Source organism: Escherichia sp. WS1451 (assembly GCF_046487365.1).
GTDB lineage: Bacteria > Pseudomonadota > Gammaproteobacteria > Enterobacterales > Enterobacteriaceae > Escherichia > Escherichia coli.
Genome location: NZ_JBJQJP010000026.1, coordinates 18,674 through 38,243, shown reverse-complemented (window position 1 = coordinate 38,243; position 19,570 = coordinate 18,674). Strand labels below are relative to the sequence as shown.

Here is a 19,570-nt window from a genome sequence, read left to right as displayed (position 1 = left end):
CAAAGTGTTAACCGTGTTTATTCTTCGCAAATACAACGCGCGCCAGAATGTTCAGCAGCAGGACGCACAGGGTAATGATCAACACCCCGGCCCAGGCCAGTTGCTGCCATTCCGCAAACGGGCTCATCGCAAACTTAAAGATCGTCACCGGCAGGTTGGCGATCGGCTGCATCATGTCCGTGCTCCAGAACTGGTTGGAGAGCGCGGTAAACAGCAGCGGCGCGGTTTCACCGGCAATACGGGCAATCGCCAGCAGGATACCGGTCATAATCCCGGACACCGACGCTTTCAGCGTGATCGCGGCGATCATCTTCCACTTCGGTGTACCCAGCGCATAAGCCGCTTCACGCAGACTGTCTGGCACCAGTTTCAGCATGTTCTCGGTGGTGCGGATAACAATCGGCACCTGCAACAGCGCCAGCGCAATCACGCCCGCCCAGCCGGAGAAGTGCTCCATCTGCGCCACCACAATGGTGTAAACAAACAGCCCAACCACAATCGACGGTGCGGAGAGCAGAATGTCGTTAATGAAGCGAATCACTTCTGCCAGCCAGGATTTACGACCATATTCAGCCAGGTAAATCCCCGCCATAATGCCCAGCGGCGTACCGAATACCGTGGCCCACAAAATTAACAGCCCGCTACCCGCCAGGGCGTTCGCCAGACCACCGCCTTCCGTATTGGGCGGCGGCGTCATTTCAGTGAACAGCGCCAGCGACATACCATCGATACCGCGAGTGATGGTGGACATTAAAATCCAGATCAGCCAGAACAGGCCGAAGGCCATCGTCGCCATTGAGAGCGTCAACGCAATACGGTTTTTGAGGCGACGACGCGCCTGCATTTTGCGGCGAGATTCAGCCAGCGCCGCAGTGGTTTGCATTTCAACCATAGCCATTAGCGTGCCCCCTCATTCTTAGCCAGGCGCATAATCATAAACTTCGATGCGGCGAGGACGATGAAGGTAATCACAAACAGGATCAGGCCCAGTTCCATCAGTGCGGCAACGTGCAGACCGGATTCCGCTTCCGCAAATTCGTTCGCCAGCGCAGAGGTGATACTGTTGCCCGGCATGTACAGCGAGGCGCTGTCGAGCTGGTAGGTGTTACCGATGATAAAGGTCACCGCCATGGTTTCACCGAGCGCACGCCCCAGACCCAGCATAATGCCGCCGATAACCCCATTTTTGGTGAACGGAAGAACGATACGCCAGATAACTTCCCAGGTGGTGCAGCCGATACCGTAGGCTGACTCTTTCATCATCACCGGGGTTTGTTCGAATACATCGCGCATTACCGCTGCAATGTACGGAATAATCATAATGGCGAGGATTACGCCTGCCGCGAGGATACCGATACCAAAGGCTGGGCCGGAGAACAGCGCGCCGACAATTGGGATATTCGACATGATATTGCCGACCGGCTCCTGGAAGTAAACGGCGAACAGTGGCGCGAAGATAAACAAGCCCCACATGCCGTACACGATACTTGGAATGGCTGCCAGCAGCTCAATGGCGATACCCAGTGGGCGCTTCAGCCAGCCAGGCGCAAGCTCGGTCAGGAACAGGGCGATACCAAAACTCACCGGGACGGCGATCAGCAGCGCGATAAACGAGGTCACCAGCGTACCGTAGATCGGCACCAGCGCCCCGTAGATATCGTTCGGCGCATCCCACTCTTTGGTCCACAGGAAAGCCAGACCAAATTTCTGAATGCTCGGCCAGGAGGAGATGATCAGAGAGACAATAATGCCACCCAACATCAATAGCACAATCAGCGCCGCCAGTTTTACCAGCACGCTGAAAATTATGTCGCCCTTTTTACCCGGTGGGTTAAAAGCAGGCTTGGTTGCAGCCATAAGTTACTCTTCAGTTAAACGCGTTTACAAAGTCGTTTTGTAATGCCGGATGCGGCGTAAAACACCGTACCCGGCCTGGAGTTTTATTAGTACAGCGGCTTGCCGCTACTGTCTTTAATATTGGTCTTCCACGCAGCGCGAACCTGTTCAACTACGCTATCCGGCAGGCTGGCATAATCCAGGTCGTTCGCCTGTTTAGCCCCGGTTTTGTATGCCCAGTCGAAGAACTTCAGCACTTCGGTGCCTTGTTCTGGTTTCTTCTGATCTTTATGGATCAGAATGAACGTGGTAGAGGTAATAGGCCATGCATCTTCGCCTTTTTGGTTGGTCAGATCCTGAGCGAATGTTTTGCTCCAGTCTGCGCCTTTTGCTGCATTAGCGAAGTTTTCTTCGGTCGGACTAACCGGTTTACCATCAGCGGAGATCAGTTTGGTGTACGCCAGGTTGTTCTGCTTAGCGTAAGCATATTCAACGTAGCCAATTGCACCCGGCAGACGCTGAACGAACGCGGCAATACCGTCGTTACCTTTACCACCCAGACCGATCGGCCATTTTACGGTAGAGCCAGTACCAACGTTGTTTTTCCATTCTTCGTTCACTTTCGCCAGGTAGCTGGTGAAGACGAAAGAAGTGCCGGAACCATCTGCGCGGCGCACGACAGCAATGTTCTGTGAAGGCAGTTTCAGACCCGGATTCAGTTTGGCGATGGCTTCATCATCCCACTTTTTGATTTTGCCCAGGTAGATGTCACCGAGCGTTTTACCATCCAGCACCAGTTCGCCAGATTTTAGCCCCGGAATGTTGACCGCCAGCACCACGCCGCCAATTACGGTCGGGAACTGGAACAGACCTTCCTGAGCCAGTTTTTCGTCAGACAGTGGCGCGTCAGAAGCACCGAAATCAACGGTGTTGGCGATAATCTGTTTTACGCCGCCGGAAGAACCGATACCCTGGTAGTTAACTTTATTACCGGTTTCTTTCTGGTAAGTGTCAGCCCATTTGGCATACACCGGCGCAGGGAAGGTTGCACCTGCGCCTGTCAGGCTTGCTTCTGCAAACACAGAGAAAGCACTCATCGATAAGGTCGCGGCGACAACAGTTGCGACAGTGGTACGCATAACTTTCATAATGTCTCCTGGGAGGATTCATAAAGCATTGTTTGTTGGCTACGAGAAGCAAAATAGGACAAACAGGTGACAGTTATATGTAAGGTTTATGACAGTTTTATGACAAAACAAAGTTATCGCGTAATAAATTGATTTTTATGGATTATTAAAAATGAAAGTGATGTCATTTTTTTGTCATGATGCGTAAAAATGCGCAAGGGAAAATGCATAAGATGACAACGGCGTGAGGATTCGCCGTTGTCAGTTCGATTAGCGAACAATCTCAACTGTTATCGTTGCTGTCGCGGTAAATATACCTGGAGCGGGGCGATCGCCAGTGAGACTTGCAGGAGCGGCAGAAAAAGTGACACTACCGACTTTCTCGCCATAAACGGTTGTTGTCCCCATATCAGTCGGCAATTCGCCACCATTGACTTTGATTTCCTTATTATTTTTATCGTAAATTTTTATCCCTACACCAGGATTTGATGTTACAACCATCGAGTTATCAGTACTGGGTTCGGTAGCATAAAAAGACGTACTGATATCATCGGTATTCAGAATACCTAAATTTACACACTCCACGGTGACAGTTTTGGTTATTTTATGCGTTGTCACCGTACTCCCGACAACCGATGAAAAATCTGCCGCAGGAATTTCTTTAAAATCAAAATCAATGGGTCTTAAACTGTTAATTTCACAGCTTTGCGGTGCAGTGATATCACCACGAATATAAACACCAGCCATCGGTTGTGAATAATCAATCGGCGTATCACGACTTATAGTTCCATACAATTTCGCCACAAGTGTTTCTGGGATAATTACCTTCCCAGCAAATGTCTTTTTGATATAAAAATAAATCATAGCTTTAGCACCACTAGAAATAGTTAATGGCTCTTGGCGACTACATTTATAAATATCGGAGGTGGGAAGAATGTTAGCATGATACTCAAAAGGGGCATTAACAAATCCTACACCAAGAATATCTATTGATATGCCTACATCAAGGTTTGGGTTTAGATTATAGTAATTAACATTAGAACGAACTCCTGCATAACTTAATGCTTCATTTATTCTTGCTGTATAGTAAATATGAGGAAACTCCCCCACATTTCCTGTATCACAATAGCAGTGTGCAGGATAACTTTCTCCATTTGTGACTGTAGTATTAAACATCGTTCCGACTTGGTTTTGGCTTGCCATAATCAGATAACCTGAAAAATCAAGCGTACTATGAAAAGCACCATTATCAGGGGTACAGATACCTTTAGGGGTTGCAAGTGTTGCACCACTAAAGGAGAGGAGAAAAACAGTAAAACACCACTCTATAATATACTTTTTCATAAAAATCCTTTTAATGACATGTCACACCTTGTTCAATTAAGCCGCTTTCACTTTCTGGTATTGAAAGTGAATAATCGAAGGTGCATGTAGTGGCGACATTTTCTCCCCAGGAGAGCATCACCTGCCCTTTTTCAGGAAGGCCCGAAAGATAAAGCTCCCCCTGGTCACCGACAATTCCTGAATCAGCGGAGCTTGTATTTTGTACTGTAGCAATAGCGCCAAAAGGTGCTGGTTTACCTTGTGTACCCGCCACTCTGAAAAGCACACGATAACCTACACGAGTAACAAATTCGGCCTTAACCACTGCACCACGCGTGGGAACCATCGTAACGACGGTATTATCAAGTTCTATATTCGACTTCGAGAAATAGTTATCGCTGATTGCTACCCGGTTTTCATCATAAGGGTTTAGCTGTGTCTTGACCGTATAGCCGCGCCAGTCCGTCGCAGCACCGCGCATATTATCTATTTCTAACCCGGCAGCCCCTGGTGCTTTAACAAGAGCAATGGTTTCACCCAACTCCTGGCTTAACGTTACCCCTTCGCTGTGCGCCAGAATTCCCCCTCTGATACCATAATTCAGCCTCTGAGAATTTTGGCTGTAGTTATAGCTGCCGTTCACCGTGCCGTAAGTGCCATCATAGGTGAGGGACATATTACCGCCAACCTCATCATCATGGCTGTTATAGGACTGCATTAAATTCCAGGAAAGGTTATTTCTTTCCAGCGCCGTACCGCTGAGTCCAAGTTGATGTGAGCTACCGGAATTATCGTTTTGTGAAACAGAATAGGTGGCATAACTATTTCCCCACCAGCCCGATAAAGGAACGGATAAGGAGAGCATGTAGATCTGCTCGCTGGTGTTATCACTGGCATGGTTGTTCCCCGTCCCCTGCCGGGCAGTATTGGAATAACTCCAGGAGACGTTCCACGAGAGACGCTTCCAGCTACTGCTGTAGCCAAATTGCATTAATCGTTCAACATCATCGGTATGCCAGTACTGCTGGCGACTTAATGTCAGATATAAGTTGCCATAATCTCTGCCCAGTGACTGAGTTAACGTTCCTTCCACACGACTTCGGCGATTACCGGTTTGCCAGAAATCATCAGGACTGTTGCGCCGCGACGCCCATTCATTGAGAGTATAGTAACCTTCGGTGGAGTAACGATAGCCAACCAGGCGCAAGCTGGTATCCGTATCGTCAAAGCGTTTCGAATACAGAAAGCGATAAGACTGACCGGTTTCCGTATCATCATGGCTAAATTTCGCACGGGCATGTGTCACATCGAAAGAAATTGCACCCAGTGCGCCAAGATCTTTACCGACACCCAAAGCGGCAGAACCATACTTTTCAGCAGCCTGCATACCTCCATACAAGGTGAAACCGTAGGGAAAACCATGAAGGATCTGCACCTGAAGAACGTCAGGGGTAAAGCCATCTTCATCGCGTAATTCTCCCACACTGACATCAACATCAGTTTGACCTTCACGTTTGAGGATGGCTAACGACGCATAAGGTTGAGTAAATCGTTGTTCGCTACCGTCTTCTTCTTTGATGGTTACGTCCAGATCACCACCTGTACTGGCGGTGTTGAGGTCGGTAATTTCAAAAGCACCTTGTGGAACGGCTGACTGATAAATCACGTAGCCATTCTGGCGAATAATGACAGTGGCGTTAGACTTTGCAATCCCACGCACTACGGGGGCAAATCCGTTTTGGCTGGCAGGCAACATATCGTTATCGGTATACAAGCGTGCGCCACGAATTTGCGTACTGTCGAAGATATCGCTCGCCGTCCACGTATCACCTATCATAATCTGGCTTCTTAACGCAGCTATATCACGTTGTATCCAGGTGCTTATAGAGTTGTATTCTGCACTGCCATCGGTCGTATTTAAGGTGCTGTAATTGCGTAATCGCCACGGCCCAATATTCAGTCCATTGCGCAGATTGAGATAACTGGTATCTGTCTCTTGTGAACCATAATCCGAACGTAGAGTATGTGAACCAGAAAAATCGTAGTTGATGGTGAGCGCGTTAATCCCCTCATCCCAACGCGAGGGGCTGATGTAATCATAAGCCATCGCATCCATATAGATTTGGGGAATGGAGATATTCAGTTGCAGTTTATCGCTGTCGAACTGCCATGATGAGCCTTCAATGCGTGGCCCAGGATCAATACAGACTGTTTCATCTACATCATTGAGCGATTTCAGCGCATCAACTTTTACGCCAAAGGTGGTTAGCGTTTTTTTAATAGCGACAAAGCAGGCGTGTAAATCAGCATCGGGATTATCCTGAACAAAGGTCACATCCTGACGTTCAAACATTTTACCGTTGATAAAAATATCAACGCTATAAACACCTGGGGGCATCAGGTTTGCCCGATTAAACTGGCGAATATCGACTCCGGATTGATGGTCGATTTCCAGAAGCGCCGGATTGAATACACTGACCTCGGCCATCAGGCTTTGCGAGAAAATCAGACACGTCCCTGCCGTGAGGCCAACCTTTATTCTGGTCGTCATCATAATACGCCTATCCTTTTCCCTTGCTTACAGCGTCATTTTTATCGGGTCACTGACTGCGCCGTAATCATTAATAAATCGCCAGATCATTTGGCCTCCCGCAGAATTAGCAGGTAAAGGTAACGTGAGCGTTTCAAAAGGACGGATCATGTTGAGGGGCACATCATGACCATCAACGATGACATCCATCACACTGATATGAATCGGGTTGGGATTCTCTGCAATCAGGTTTCGCCCTTCCCGGTGCCACTTCACCTTCGGTGCAGCATCTTCGGGAATCAGGCGAATGCTTGCCGGTCGCCAGAACAGCTTGATACGCGTTTTAACTGCGATTTCCAGTGAGTTCGCCGCTTTGTTGCTCGCAGAGGGCGGAATATTTTTAATATTTAGCCAGAAGACTGACTCGCGATCATCAGGCAATGACACACCTTTGGTGTGAATAATACGTAATACTTTTTCTTGCGCGGGTTCTAATCGTGATACCGGAGGAATAACGGTAAACGGTGCTTTGCTTTTATCCTCTTTATTAAACGGATCTACCCATGCCTGGATGAGATAAGGAATTTTTTCTTCCTTGCTAAATACAGAAATAGATTTATCTGGGTTATTACTTAAGTAAACTACCCGTGTACCACCAATGACAACGCCTGCATAGGTTAATGCTGGTTGGACTAAAAAAACACTGAGTATAATCGCGGTAAATAACTTACATGAAACGGTTGTTTTAAAGAGCCTGATTAAACAACTTTTTCTGGACATAACGACTCCCTGGCCAAAGCCAACTGAATAAAAAGGCCCTTGATAAATTATTTCTTATATTCGACAGTAAATTGTGAATCGGCGTTCGCCGTACCCGCCGTTACGGTTGCATTGGTTGCCACATAGCGTGCAATAAACTTCATTTCAGCCTTGCCTTCCGCGTCGATAGCGGTATAGGCAGAATCGTTATAAAGTTTAACCTGCGAGTTATCTGACTGGTTAAAAATACGAATACCGACACCCGTTGCCGCAATCGCTTGTCCTGTACCGGTAAAATCGCCAGGGTTGCCCGCTGTAAGCGGCGTACCCACTTTCAGGTCGCCGTCGCCGCCAGGCGCTTCTGTACCATCAAAACGAACGGCTGCCTGAGTGTAGGTTGCCGGGCACTTTTCAAGCTTAATACTGAACTGCTGTGGTGACGCCAGACTACCTACACCTGAAAAAGCATTTTTACTGACTTTACCCAGTGGGACGGTTTGATCGGCTGTATCGGAGGTAACTTCACAAGTAGTGTCGACAATTTCACCGACGAAGTGAACAACACCATCTTCTGCCAGTGCATGTCCGGCCAGCATTAGAGATGCCAGAGTGAATGCACCGCCTATAATATTACGCTTCATAAAAACTCCATTGATATAATATATCCTTTACCATGAATCATCACTTAAAATAATAAGTGTGCTTTGATTCACAGGCATAGTACACCAATGAGATAGTTTTATCTAAAAATAATATTAATTACTCAATCTTAAATATAAATTTATTATTTAAATATTATTAAAACAGCAAGAAATCAAGTTTATTATCAGACATTATCAATAATTCAGAATATATTTATATCAATGGGTATATGAATAATGTAATTATTGATATCACTTATAAAAAAAGGGCCGCCGGTCGGCAGCCCTTTTCTATCAACGAGAGATATTACTCAACCGTTACCGATTTTGCCAGGTTACGCGGCTGGTCAACGTCGGTGCCTTTGATCAGCGCAACGTGGTAAGCCAGTAGTTGCAGCGGAACGGTGTAGAAGATCGGTGCAATCACCTCTTCCACATGCGGCATCTCAATGATGTGCATGTTGTCACTGCTCACAAAACCCGCATCCTGATCGGCGAAGACATACAACTGACCGCCACGCGCGCGAACTTCTTCAATGTTGGATTTCAGTTTTTCCAGCAATTCGTTGTTCGGTGCAACGACGATAACCGGCATATCGGCATCTATCAGCGCCAGCGGACCGTGTTTCAGTTCGCCAGCAGCGTAGGCTTCAGCGTGAATGTAAGAGATCTCTTTCAGCTTCAATGCACCTTCCAGCGCGATTGGGTACTGATCGCCACGGCCCAGGAACAGCGCGTGATGTTTGTCAGAGAAATCTTCTGCCAGCGCTTCAATGCGTTTGTCCTGAGACAGCATCTGCTCAATACGGCTCGGCAGCGCCTGCAGACCATGCACGATGTCATGTTCAATGGAGGCATCCAGACCTTTCAGGCGAGACAGCTTCGCCACCAGCATCAACAGCACAGTTAACTGGGTGGTGAATGCTTTAGTAGACGCCACGCCGATTTCCGTACCGGCGTTGGTCATCAGCGCCAGATCAGATTCGCGTACCAGAGAAGAACCCGGAACGTTACAGATAGCCAGCGAACCAAGGTAACCCAGATCTTTCGACAGACGCAGGCCCGCCAGGGTATCCGCGGTTTCGCCAGACTGCGACAGAGTGATCATCAAGCTATTGCGACGCACAGCAGATTTGCGATAGCGGAATTCAGAGGCGATTTCAACGTCGCACGGAATGCCTGCCAACGATTCAAACCAGTAACGGGAAACCATACCGGAGTTGTAAGAAGTACCGCAGGCGAGGATCTGAATATGCTCAACCTTCGACAGCAGTTCGTCGGCGTTCGGTCCCAGCTCGCTTAAATCTACCTGACCGTGGCTGATGCGCCCGGTAAGGGTGTTTTTGATCGCGTTCGGCTGTTCGTAGATCTCTTTCTGCATATAGTGGCGGTAAATACCTTTATCGCCCGCGTCATATTGCAGATTGGATTCGATATCCTGACGTTTTACTTCCGCGCCAGTTTTATCGAAGATGTTTACCGAACGGCGAGTGATTTCCGCAATATCGCCCTCTTCAAGGAAGATAAAGCGACGGGTCACCGGCAGCAACGCCAGCTGGTCAGAAGCGATAAAGTTTTCGCCCATGCCCAGACCAATCACCAGCGGGCTACCAGAACGTGCCGCCAGCAGGGTATCCGGGTGACGGGAGTCCATGATCACTGTACCGTACGCACCACGCAGTTGCGGGATAGCACGCAGAACTGCCTCACGCAGAGTACCGCCTTGTTTCAGCTCCCAGTTCACCAGATGGGCAATCACTTCGGTGTCGGTTTCAGAAACGAAGGTATAGCCACGCGCTTTTAACTCTTCACGCAGCGGTTCATGGTTTTCGATGATGCCGTTATGCACCACCACAATGTGTTCAGAAACATGCGGATGCGCGTTAGCTTCTGAAGGTTCACCGTGGGTTGCCCAGCGAGTATGAGCAATACCGGTGCCGCCATGCAGAGGATGTTCTTCCGCTGCCTGAGCCAGCATCTGGACTTTACCGAGGCGACGCAGGCGGGTCATATGACCTTCTGCATCAACAACGGCCAGACCGGCAGAGTCATATCCGCGGTATTCAAGACGACGTAAACCTTCAAGAAGGATTTCTGCTACATCACGTTGCGCGATCGCGCCAACAATTCCACACATAGTTTTTGATTCCGATTTATATCGTTGTCGGTCAACCTGTATGCCCGTTTTTTCGGGCGCCCCGAGCCTTGTAGAGAGTGGGGTTATTTTTATAGTTACTGCTTGTGGGCGGGAGATTATGTTATCTCCTCATCCCATATGACCGGATTTCCCAGCCAGAATTACTTTTTCTTTACCGGACGACGCCAGCCTTCTTTCTGAGTCTGCGGCACACGGCTGATCGCCAGGGCATTTTCGCCGACATTACGCGTCACAGTTGTACCCGCAGCAATGGTCGCGCCTTTGCCTACTGTTACCGGGGCCACCAGCTGAGTGTCGGAACCGACAAACACATCGTCGCCGATAATGGTCTTAAATTTATTCGCACCGTCGTAGTTGCAGGTAATGGTTCCCGCGCCGATGTTAACGTTATCGCCAATTTCCGCATCGCCCAGATAAGTCAGATGCCCGGCTTTCGAGCCTTTACCCAGACGCGCTTTTTTCATCTCAACGAAGTTACCGACGTGTGCACCTTCCAGCAACTCAGCACCAGGACGCAGACGGGCAAACGGGCCAATGGTACAGGCCGCCGCCAGATTCGCGTCTTCCACAACGGTATACGGGCTAATTTCGCAATCATCGCCAATCACGCTGTTTTTAATCACACAACCGGTGCCGATTTTCACGCGATGACCGAGAGTCACGTTGCCCTCGATGATAACGTTAGTATCAATTTCAACATCGCGCCCGTGAGTAAGCGTACCGCGCAGATCAAAACGCGCCGGATCGCGCAGCATAACGCCTGCTAACAGCAGTTTTTCAGCCTGTTCGAACTGGTAAACGCGCTCCAGTCGGGAGAGTTGCAGGCGGTTATTCACGCCTTCTACTTCGCTTAAACGTTGCGGATGAACGGCGACGATTTCACGTCCTTCCTGATACGCCAGCGCAATAATGTCGGTGATGTAGTATTCGCCCTGCGCGTTATTGTTGGTCAGCTTCGCCAGCCAGCGTTTCATATCAGCGCCGTTGGCAATCAGAATGCCGGTGTTGATCTCCTGAATCTGACGCTGCTCGTCGGTGGCGTCTTTGTGCTCAACAATGCCGGTAACTTTGCCGTTTTCACGGGTGATACGTCCATAACCGGTCGGATCATCCAGTTTTACCGTCAGCAGACCAATGCCACCCTGCGGTTTAGCATCACGCAGGCGCTGGAGTGTTTCGACAGAGATCAGCGGCACGTCGCCGTAGAGCATTAAAATGTCTTCATCATCGGCAAAGAAAGGTGCGGCCTGCTGCATTGCATGACCCGTACCCAGCTGCTCTGCCTGAAGCACCCAGTTCAGGTTGTCGTCTTTCAGCGCCTGCTTAAGCAGATCGCCGCCGTGACCGTACACCAGGTGAACGTGCGCTGCGCCTAATTCATTCGCAGCATCAATGACATGCTGAACCATCGCTTTCCCGGCAAGGGTATGCAGCACTTTCGGAAGATCGGAATACATGCGCGTGCCTTTACCTGCGGCAAGGATCACTACGCTCATAGCATTATTCAACATACGCGTCCTGACTGTAATTTGAGAACGAATTTAAACCGCTTCACCTTGAAAAAACTACATTTTTTTCATCGTGAAATGGACAGAGGATAAATTGTTCAATAACGGATTATCCCCGCTGACGAAAGCGCCATTTTCGACCATCGTCACGCCTTTTGTCTGCAGAAAATTAAGGCAATACCTTCATTTAAGCGTCAGGTGGATGTTTTTGCTCTTATTTCGATCAATGAATAAACGGGAAAACAGGGGGTTTTATATCAGCAGGATCTATGTGAACGCTCTTCAGGACGGGTCACGCGTAAAAAAAGCCAGCCTGTTTCCAGACTGGCTTTTGTGCTTTTCAAGCCGGTGTTACATCGCTTTTTTGGTCAACTCGATAACGCGCAGCTGCGCGATCGCTTTGGCCAGTTCCGCAGACGCCTGAGCGTAATCTACGTCGCCGTGAGAGCTGCTAATGTGCTCTTCAGCCTTACGTTTCGCTTCCATGGCTCGCGCTTCGTCGAGATCCTGGCCGCGAATTGCGGTGTCGGCCAGAACGGTCACGTTGCCAGGCTGCACTTCAAGAATGCCGCCAGACAGATAGATAAACTCTTCGTGACCGTGCTGTTTCACGATGCGAATCATACCAGGCTTAATGGCGGTGAGCAGCGGTGCGTGGCCAGGGTAGATCCCCAGTTCACCTTCGCTACCCGTTACCTGGATTTTCTCGACCAGACCAGAGAACATTTGTTGCTCTGCACTGACGACGTCCAGGTGGTAAGTCATTGCCATATCACCCTCCGATTAAGGCGTTAAAGTTTTTTGGCTTTTTCCACAGCTTCTTCGATGGAACCGACCATGTAGAACGCCTGCTCCGGCAGGTGATCGTATTCGCCTTCCATGATGCCTTTAAAGCCACGGATGGTGTCTTTCAGGGAGACGTATTTACCCGGAGAACCGGTGAATACTTCTGCCACGAAGAACGGCTGGGACAGGAAGCGCTGGATCTTACGAGCACGCGCTACCACCAGTTTGTCTTCTTCAGACAGTTCATCCATACCCAGGATGGCGATGATGTCTTTCAGTTCCTGATAACGTTGCAGGATGGACTGAACGCCACGCGCGGTGTCGTAGTGTTCCTGACCAACCACCAGCGGGTCCAGCTGACGGCTGGTGGAGTCCAGCGGGTCAACGGCCGGGTAGATACCCAGAGACGCGATCTGACGGCTCAGTACCACGGTTGCGTCAAGGTGCGCAAAGGTGGTTGCCGGAGACGGGTCAGTCAAGTCATCCGCAGGTACGTATACTGCCTGTACGGAGGTGATAGAACCAGTTTTGGTGGAGGTGATACGTTCCTGCAGAACGCCCATCTCTTCCGCCAGGGTCGGCTGATAACCTACCGCTGAAGGCATACGGCCCAGCAGTGCGGATACTTCCGTACCGGCCAGGGTGTAACGATAGATGTTGTCAACGAACAGCAGAACGTCACGACCTTCGTCACGGAATTTCTCAGCCATGGTCAGACCGGTCAGAGCAACGCGCAGACGGTTTCCCGGCGGCTCGTTCATCTGGCCATACACCAGGGATACTTTGTCGATAACGTTGGAGTCGGTCATTTCGTGGTAGAAGTCGTTACCCTCACGAGTACGTTCACCTACGCCCGCAAACACAGAGTAACCGGAGTGCTCGATCGCGATGTTACGAATAAGCTCCATCATGTTTACGGTTTTACCTACACCCGCACCACCGAACAGACCAACTTTACCGCCCTTAGCGAACGGACACATCAGGTCGATAACTTTGATACCGGTTTCCAGCAGTTCCTGAGAGTTTGACAGCTCTTCGTAGGAAGGTGCTGCGCGGTGAATCGCCCAACGCTCTTCTTCACCGATCTCGCCTTTCATGTCGACCGGTTCACCCAGTACGTTCATGATACGGCCCAGAGTCGCTTTACCTACCGGGACTTCGATCGGGTGTTCGAGGTCTTTTACATCCAGACCGCGACGCAGACCGTCGGAGGAACCCATTGCGATGGTACGCACGATACCGCCGCCGAGCTGCTGCTGAACTTCCAGCACCAGACGCTCATTACCATTTTGCACCTCAAGAGCATCGTACACGCGCGGTACGGCATCCTGAGGGAATTCGACGTCAACTACGGCGCCGATTACCTGGACAATCTTTCCAGTAGCCATCTTAAATCCTCTACGAAATAACCTGTTTAAACCGCGGCGGCCCCCGAGACGATCTCGGTGAGTTCCTGAGTAATGCTGGCCTGACGAGCTTTGTTGTATACCAACTGCAGCTCTTTAATCAGGCTGCCGCCATTGTCGGTCGCGGCTTTCATCGCCACCATACGGGCGGCCTGCTCGCTGGCCAGGTTTTCAACCACGCCCTGATAAACCTGAGATTCGACATAACGACGCAGCAGGGTATCCAGCAACGCCTTCGGATCGGGTTCGTACAGGTAATCCCAGGATTTATGTTTCAGATCATCATCATCTGATGCCGGTAACGGCAGCAGCTGGCTGATGGTCGGAACCTGAGACATGGTGTTAATAAATTTGTTGCTGACAATGTAAAGCTTGTCCAGACGGCCTTCGTCGTAGGCCTGCAACATCACTTTTACCGGACCGATCAGTTCGGACAGGGAAGGGTTATCCCCCATGCCGGTGACCTGGGCAACAACATTGCCGCCCACGGAGTTGAAGAACGACACGCCTTTCGAGCCGATCATTGCGAGGTCGCATTGAACGCCTTTGTCGGTCCAGGTCTTCATTTCCGCCAGCAGTTTTTTGAACAGGTTAATGTTCAAACCACCGCACAAACCACGGTCGGTCGACACCACCAGGTAGCCCACGCGTTTAACGTCGCGGTCTTCCAGGTAAGGGTGCTTATATTCCAGATTACCGTGTGCAAGGTGACCAATCACTTTGCGCATGGTTTCTGCATAAGGACGGCTGGCCGCCATGCGATCCTGCGATTTACGCATTTTGGAAGCGGCGACCATCTCCATCGCTTTAGTGATCTTTTGCGTGTTCTGGACGCTTGCGATCTTACTACGTATCTCTTTTGCGCCGGCCATGAGCTTCTCCTCAATGCCTTGCGGCCTGCCCTAAGGCAAGCCGCCAGACGTTACCAGGATTGGGTTGCTTTGAAGGAATCGAGGATGCCTTTCAGCTTGCCTTCGATTTCGTCGTTGTAGCCACCGGTCTGGTTGATCTCTTGCATCAACGGAGCGTGATCACGGTCGACGTAAGCCAGCAGAGCGGCTTCGAAGCTGCCGATTTTCGACAGTTCAACATCCGCCAGGTAACCACGTTCTGCTGCGAACAGAACCAGAGACTGCTGCGCTACGGACATCGGCGCATACTGTTTCTGTTTCAGCAGTTCGGTCACTTTCTGACCGTGGTCAAGCTGCTTACGTGTTGCATCGTCAAGGTCGGATGCAAACTGAGAGAACGCTGCCAGTTCACGATACTGTGCCAGAGCGGTACGGATACCACCGGACAGTTTTTTCATGATCTTGGTCTGTGCTGCACCACCAACACGGGATACGGAAATACCCGGGTTAACCGCAGGACGAATACCGGCGTTGAACAGGTTGGTTTCCAGGAAGATCTGACCATCGGTAATGGAGATTACGTTGGTCGGAACGAACGCAGAAACGTCACCCGCCTGAGTTTCGATAATCGGCAGCGCGGTCAGAGAACCGGTTTTCCCTTTCACTTCACCTTTGGTGAAGGCTTCAACGTATTCGGCGTTAACACGCGCAGCACGCTCCAGCAGACGAGAGTGGAGGTAGAATACGTCGCCCGGGAATGCTTCACGTCCTGGCGGACGACGGAGCAGCAGGGAGATCTGACGGTAAGCAACAGCCTGTTTAGACAGGTCATCGTAAATGATCAGCGCATCTTCACCGCGGTCACGGAAGTATTCGCCCATTGCGCAACCAGCGTACGGTGCCAGATATTGCAGTGCAGCGGATTCAGACGCGGTTGCTACCACAACGATGGTGTTAGCCAGTGCGCCGTGCTCTTCCAGTTTACGTACCACGTTAGAAATGGTGGACGCTTTCTGGCCGATAGCGACATAGATACATTTGATACCGGAATCGCGCTGGTTGATGATGGCATCGATAGCCAGTGCGGTTTTACCGGTCTGACGGTCACCGATGATCAATTCACGCTGACCACGACCAATTGGGATCATGGAGTCAACGGCTTTATAACCGGTCTGTACCGGCTGATCTACGGACTGACGTTCGATAACGCCCGGAGCGATTGCTTCTACAGCAGAGAAGCCGTCGTGATCCAGCGGACCTTTACCGTCGATTGGTGCACCCAGAGTGTTAACCACACGGCCCAGCAGGCCACGGCCAACCGGAACTTCCAGGATACGGCCAGTACACTTAACTTTCATGCCTTCGGCAAGGTCAGCGTACGGACCCATAACAACCGCACCTACAGAGTCGCGCTCGAGGTTCAGTGCGATAGCGTAACGGTTACCCGGCAGGGAGATCATTTCACCCTGCATACAATCGGCCAGGCCGTGAATGCGGATAACACCGTCACTTACAGAAACAATAGTACCTTCGTTGTGAGCTTCACTCACAACATTGAACTGAGCAATGCGCTGCTTGATCAGTTCGCTGATTTCGGTGGAATTCAGTTGCATGCTCCAGTCCCCTTAAGACTGCAAGACGTCTGCAAGGCGCTCAAGACGACCGCGTACGCTGCCATCAATGACCATATCACCCGCTCGGATGATAACGCCTGCCATTACAGACTTATCGATTTTGCAATTCAGCTTAACTTTGCGTGACAGACGTTTTTCCATCGCAGCAGAAATTTTCGCGAGCTGTTGTTCACTCAGTGCGGCAGCGGAAATGACGTCTACCTCAGCGGTAGCCTCACTCACAGCACGCAGGTGAATAAACTGCTCCAGAACATCCGGGAGCGCGTTAAGACGACCATTTTCGGCCATTACCCGAATCAGGTTCTGACCGTTTTCGTCCAGTTGCTCACCACAAACTGCGATAAACGACTCGGCGAGCGTTTCTGGCGCAAGCGCGCCAGAGAGAAGCTCTGCCATTTGTTCGTTTTTGGTTACCTCGGCGGCAAACGCCAGCATGTCCTGCCAGCGTTCTACACTTTGGTGTTCGACGGCAAAGTCAAAAGCTGCTTTGGCGTAGGGGCGAGCTACCGTAATAAATTCAGACATCAGCCCCTCCCTCCTTACAGTTCAGCGACAAGTTTATCCACGATGTCGCTGTTAGCAGCTTCATCCACGGAACGTTCGATGATCTTCTCGGCGCCAGCAACAGCCAGGATAGCAACTTGCTTACGCAGCTCTTCACGGGCACGTTTACGCTCGGCTTCAATTTCCGCCTGCGCCTGGGCCACGATTTTAGTACGTTCCTGTTCTGCCTCAGCTTTCGCTTCGTCCAGAATCTGCGAGCGGCGTTTGTTAGCCTGCTCGATGATTACCTGGGCTTCCGCTTTCGCTTTTTTCAGCTGGTCGGTCGCGCTGGCCTTTGCAAGGTCAAGGTCCTTATGTGCTCGTTCTGCGGAAGCAAGGCCGTCAGCAATTTCTTTTTGACGTTTTTCGATGGCTGCCATTAATGGCGGCCATACGTACTTCATGCAGAACAGAACGAACAGGACAAACGCGATGGCCTGGCCGAGGATTGTTGCGTTAAGATTCACAGCACAATGCCTCTATTTAGTTAACGTTCTGATATTGCTCTTTAAATAAAAGCAACGCTTACTACGCGACAGCGAACATCACGTACAGACCCAGACCTACAGCGATCATCGGGATAGCATCCACCAGACCCATAACGATAAAGAACTGAGTACGCAGCAGAGGAATCAGATCAGGTTGACGCGCTGCGCCTTCCAGGAATTTACCCCCGAGGATGCCGATACCGATCGCAGCACCGATTGCCGCCAGACCCATCATCACAGCGGCAGCCATGTACAGCAGATCCATATTCAGGTTTTCCATGACAGTCTCCAGTTTGTTTCAGTTAAAACGTAGTAGTGTTGGTAAATTAATGTTCTTCAGACGCCATCGACAGATAGACGATCGTCAGAACCATGAAGATAAAGGCTTGCAGCGTAATGATCAGGATGTGGAAAATGGCCCACGGCACATTCAGGATCCACTGTGACCACCACGGCAACAGACCAGCAATCAGAATGAAAATCAGCTCACCGGCATACATGTTACCGAACAGTCGCAAACCGAGTGAAACTGGTTTGGACAGCAGGCTTACCCCTTCAAGGATTAAGTTGACAGGAATGAACGCCCAGTGATTGAACGGCTGCAGCGTCAACTCTTTCGTGAAGCCGCCGATGCCTTTCATTTTGATGCTGTAGAACAGAATCAGGATAAATACGCCCAGTGCCATAGACAGCGTTACGTTCACGTCCGCAGACGGAACCACACGCAGTGCCGGCAGCCCCAGTACATGTTCAGCAATGTACGGCAGCAGGTCGATAGGCAGTAAATCCATCAGGTTCATCAGGAATACCCAGACGAAGATCGTCAGGGCCAGCGGAGCAATCAGCTTGCTTTTGCCATGGTACATGTCTTTCACGCTACCATTAACAAAGCCGATCACCAGCTCAATCGCGGTCTGAAACTTACCTGGCACACCGCTGGTCGCCTTTTTGGCTACGCTACGGAATAAAACCAGGAACAACAGACCCAGCACCACCGAGAAGAACATGGAGTCAATATTGATTGTCCAGAAGGTGGCTGGGGGGTTATGTGGATCCACCAGCGAGAATGTACGCAGGTCCAGCTGAAGGTTGTTCAGGTGGTGTCCTATGTAATCCTGCGGCGTCATATTTTCTGAAGCCATGATGCCTTTTACCCTTTGTTGTTAATTACAGCCGGTGCCAGTATCTGAACCACCAGCACCAAAACCCACGTAACGATCAGCGGCAAGAATACCGCCTTTAAAACCGCCAACGCCACCACCAGTAACACCAACATCGCCAGAACTTTGAAAGCTTCGCCAAATGCGAATGTCCAGGCCACCCGGCCTTTCGCTGGTGTATGCGCCTGGTGACGCCAGGCAAATATCATAAACAAAACGTTAGGCAGAAAGACTGCCAGGCCCCCGCTTATTGCAGAGACGCCCCAGAAGGGGTCTTTGAGGCTGAACAGCAATCCACTTGCTATCACCACCAGTAACTGAACGAGCAGAAGCTTCCGAGCAACGTTTCGACTCACGAGCGACACAGACATCACGTTTTTCACTCCTGCTCCCTTCGAGGTATGCCGCGTGTCGTATAAAACTTTCTTTAAGGCTTAGAGTCAAGCATCAAAAAGCGGTCAAATTATACGGTGCGCCCCCGTGATTTCAAACAATAAGTAGCCAAAAGGTGAATAAATGTTTAAATATTTTTCCAGTGCATACAATTGCGACTTTTCTGCAAACCCTGTTCGATCATGAAAAACTGTAAATAACGCGTAAACACTGGTGATAAAGCGTGCTTCAGATCACATATTGAGCATGTTCGCGCACAGCATATTTATTTACTTGGCAAATGATGCCTTTGCAAGTTTATGATATTTCAGTCTAAAAACAGATACTGTTTTAATAAATGACATTTACACAACAAAAACCACCCATTGACATTTTTAATAATGTTTTAACAGCCAATGATGATTCTTAGCGCCGATTTTTAGCAGAC

At 50.0% G+C, this 19,570-nt stretch carries 18 protein-coding genes; all 18 read right to left on the bottom strand.

Going from position 1 to position 19,570, the window contains the following annotated elements; all coding sequences use genetic code 11:
* Nucleotides 1-7: 7 nt before the first annotated feature.
* A complete protein-coding gene (gene pstA / locus ACJHX7_RS22810; protein ID WP_001251985.1) occupies nucleotides 8-898 on the bottom strand; it encodes a phosphate ABC transporter permease PstA in 891 nt (296 codons plus the stop codon).
* The gene (gene pstC, locus ACJHX7_RS22805) at nucleotides 898-1,857 is read right to left on the bottom strand and encodes a phosphate ABC transporter permease PstC (RefSeq protein WP_000741620.1); all 960 of its coding nucleotides are present in this window, start codon (nucleotides 1,855-1,857) and stop codon (nucleotides 898-900) included. The genes pstA and pstC overlap by 1 nt, the downstream gene beginning before the upstream one ends.
* 86 nt (nucleotides 1,858-1,943) lie before the next feature.
* Complete coding sequence (gene pstS, locus ACJHX7_RS22800; RefSeq protein ID WP_000867146.1) at nucleotides 1,944-2,984, bottom strand: phosphate ABC transporter substrate-binding protein PstS; 1,041 nt, start codon at nucleotides 2,982-2,984, stop codon at nucleotides 1,944-1,946.
* Between the two features lie 249 nt (nucleotides 2,985-3,233).
* Nucleotides 3,234-4,307 (bottom strand): fimbrial protein, encoded by a 1,074-nt coding sequence (locus ACJHX7_RS22795; protein WP_001330695.1) that lies wholly within the window; start codon nucleotides 4,305-4,307, stop codon nucleotides 3,234-3,236.
* Between the two features lie 10 nt (nucleotides 4,308-4,317).
* The gene (gene lpfC-O113 / locus ACJHX7_RS22790) at nucleotides 4,318-6,840 is read right to left on the bottom strand and encodes a long polar fimbrial usher protein LpfC-O113 (protein ID WP_094030232.1); all 2,523 of its coding nucleotides are present in this window, start codon (nucleotides 6,838-6,840) and stop codon (nucleotides 4,318-4,320) included.
* 24 nt (nucleotides 6,841-6,864) lie between these two features.
* Nucleotides 6,865-7,596: a long polar fimbrial chaperone LpfB-O113 gene (gene lpfB-O113 / locus ACJHX7_RS22785; RefSeq protein ID WP_000088122.1), complete on the bottom strand. Its 732-nt coding sequence runs from the start codon at nucleotides 7,594-7,596 to the stop codon at nucleotides 6,865-6,867.
* Nucleotides 7,597-7,643: 47 nt separating this feature from the next.
* Nucleotides 7,644-8,216 carry a long polar fimbria major subunit LpfA-O113 gene (lpfA-O113, locus tag ACJHX7_RS22780; RefSeq protein WP_000827811.1) on the bottom strand — a complete coding sequence of 191 codons (573 nt, stop codon included), beginning with the start codon at nucleotides 8,214-8,216 and terminating at the stop codon, nucleotides 7,644-7,646.
* A gap of 307 nt (nucleotides 8,217-8,523) precedes the next feature.
* Complete coding sequence (gene glmS, locus ACJHX7_RS22775) at nucleotides 8,524-10,353, bottom strand: glutamine--fructose-6-phosphate transaminase (isomerizing) (protein ID WP_000334081.1); 1,830 nt, start codon at nucleotides 10,351-10,353, stop codon at nucleotides 8,524-8,526.
* A gap of 161 nt (nucleotides 10,354-10,514) precedes the next feature.
* Complete coding sequence (gene glmU / locus ACJHX7_RS22770; protein ID WP_000933723.1) at nucleotides 10,515-11,885, bottom strand: bifunctional UDP-N-acetylglucosamine diphosphorylase/glucosamine-1-phosphate N-acetyltransferase GlmU; 1,371 nt, start codon at nucleotides 11,883-11,885, stop codon at nucleotides 10,515-10,517.
* Nucleotides 11,886-12,233: 348 nt separating this feature from the next.
* Nucleotides 12,234-12,653 carry a F0F1 ATP synthase subunit epsilon gene (locus ACJHX7_RS22765; protein ID WP_001251965.1) on the bottom strand — a complete coding sequence of 140 codons (420 nt, stop codon included), beginning with the start codon at nucleotides 12,651-12,653 and terminating at the stop codon, nucleotides 12,234-12,236.
* 20 nt (nucleotides 12,654-12,673) lie between these two features.
* Entirely contained in the window at nucleotides 12,674-14,056 is a 1,383-nt protein-coding gene (atpD, locus tag ACJHX7_RS22760; RefSeq protein WP_000190506.1) for a F0F1 ATP synthase subunit beta, read from the bottom strand.
* A gap of 26 nt (nucleotides 14,057-14,082) precedes the next feature.
* Nucleotides 14,083-14,946, bottom strand: coding sequence for a F0F1 ATP synthase subunit gamma (atpG, locus tag ACJHX7_RS22755; RefSeq protein WP_000896498.1), 864 nt, complete (start codon nucleotides 14,944-14,946; stop codon nucleotides 14,083-14,085).
* Between the two features lie 50 nt (nucleotides 14,947-14,996).
* A complete protein-coding gene (gene atpA, locus ACJHX7_RS22750) occupies nucleotides 14,997-16,538 on the bottom strand; it encodes a F0F1 ATP synthase subunit alpha (protein WP_001176745.1) in 1,542 nt (513 codons plus the stop codon).
* Between the two features lie 12 nt (nucleotides 16,539-16,550).
* Nucleotides 16,551-17,084: a F0F1 ATP synthase subunit delta gene (gene atpH / locus ACJHX7_RS22745; protein ID WP_001288587.1), complete on the bottom strand. Its 534-nt coding sequence runs from the start codon at nucleotides 17,082-17,084 to the stop codon at nucleotides 16,551-16,553.
* Nucleotides 17,085-17,098: 14 nt separating this feature from the next.
* A complete protein-coding gene (gene atpF / locus ACJHX7_RS22740; protein WP_001052219.1) occupies nucleotides 17,099-17,569 on the bottom strand; it encodes a F0F1 ATP synthase subunit B in 471 nt (156 codons plus the stop codon).
* A 61-nt stretch (nucleotides 17,570-17,630) separates the two neighbouring features.
* Nucleotides 17,631-17,870 (bottom strand): F0F1 ATP synthase subunit C, encoded by a 240-nt coding sequence (gene atpE / locus ACJHX7_RS22735; RefSeq protein ID WP_000429386.1) that lies wholly within the window; start codon nucleotides 17,868-17,870, stop codon nucleotides 17,631-17,633.
* A gap of 46 nt (nucleotides 17,871-17,916) precedes the next feature.
* A complete protein-coding gene (gene atpB, locus ACJHX7_RS22730; protein ID WP_000135618.1) occupies nucleotides 17,917-18,732 on the bottom strand; it encodes a F0F1 ATP synthase subunit A in 816 nt (271 codons plus the stop codon).
* A gap of 8 nt (nucleotides 18,733-18,740) precedes the next feature.
* Nucleotides 18,741-19,121 carry a F0F1 ATP synthase subunit I gene (gene atpI, locus ACJHX7_RS22725; RefSeq protein ID WP_000116695.1) on the bottom strand — a complete coding sequence of 127 codons (381 nt, stop codon included), beginning with the start codon at nucleotides 19,119-19,121 and terminating at the stop codon, nucleotides 18,741-18,743.
* Nucleotides 19,122-19,570: the final 449 nt, after the last annotated feature.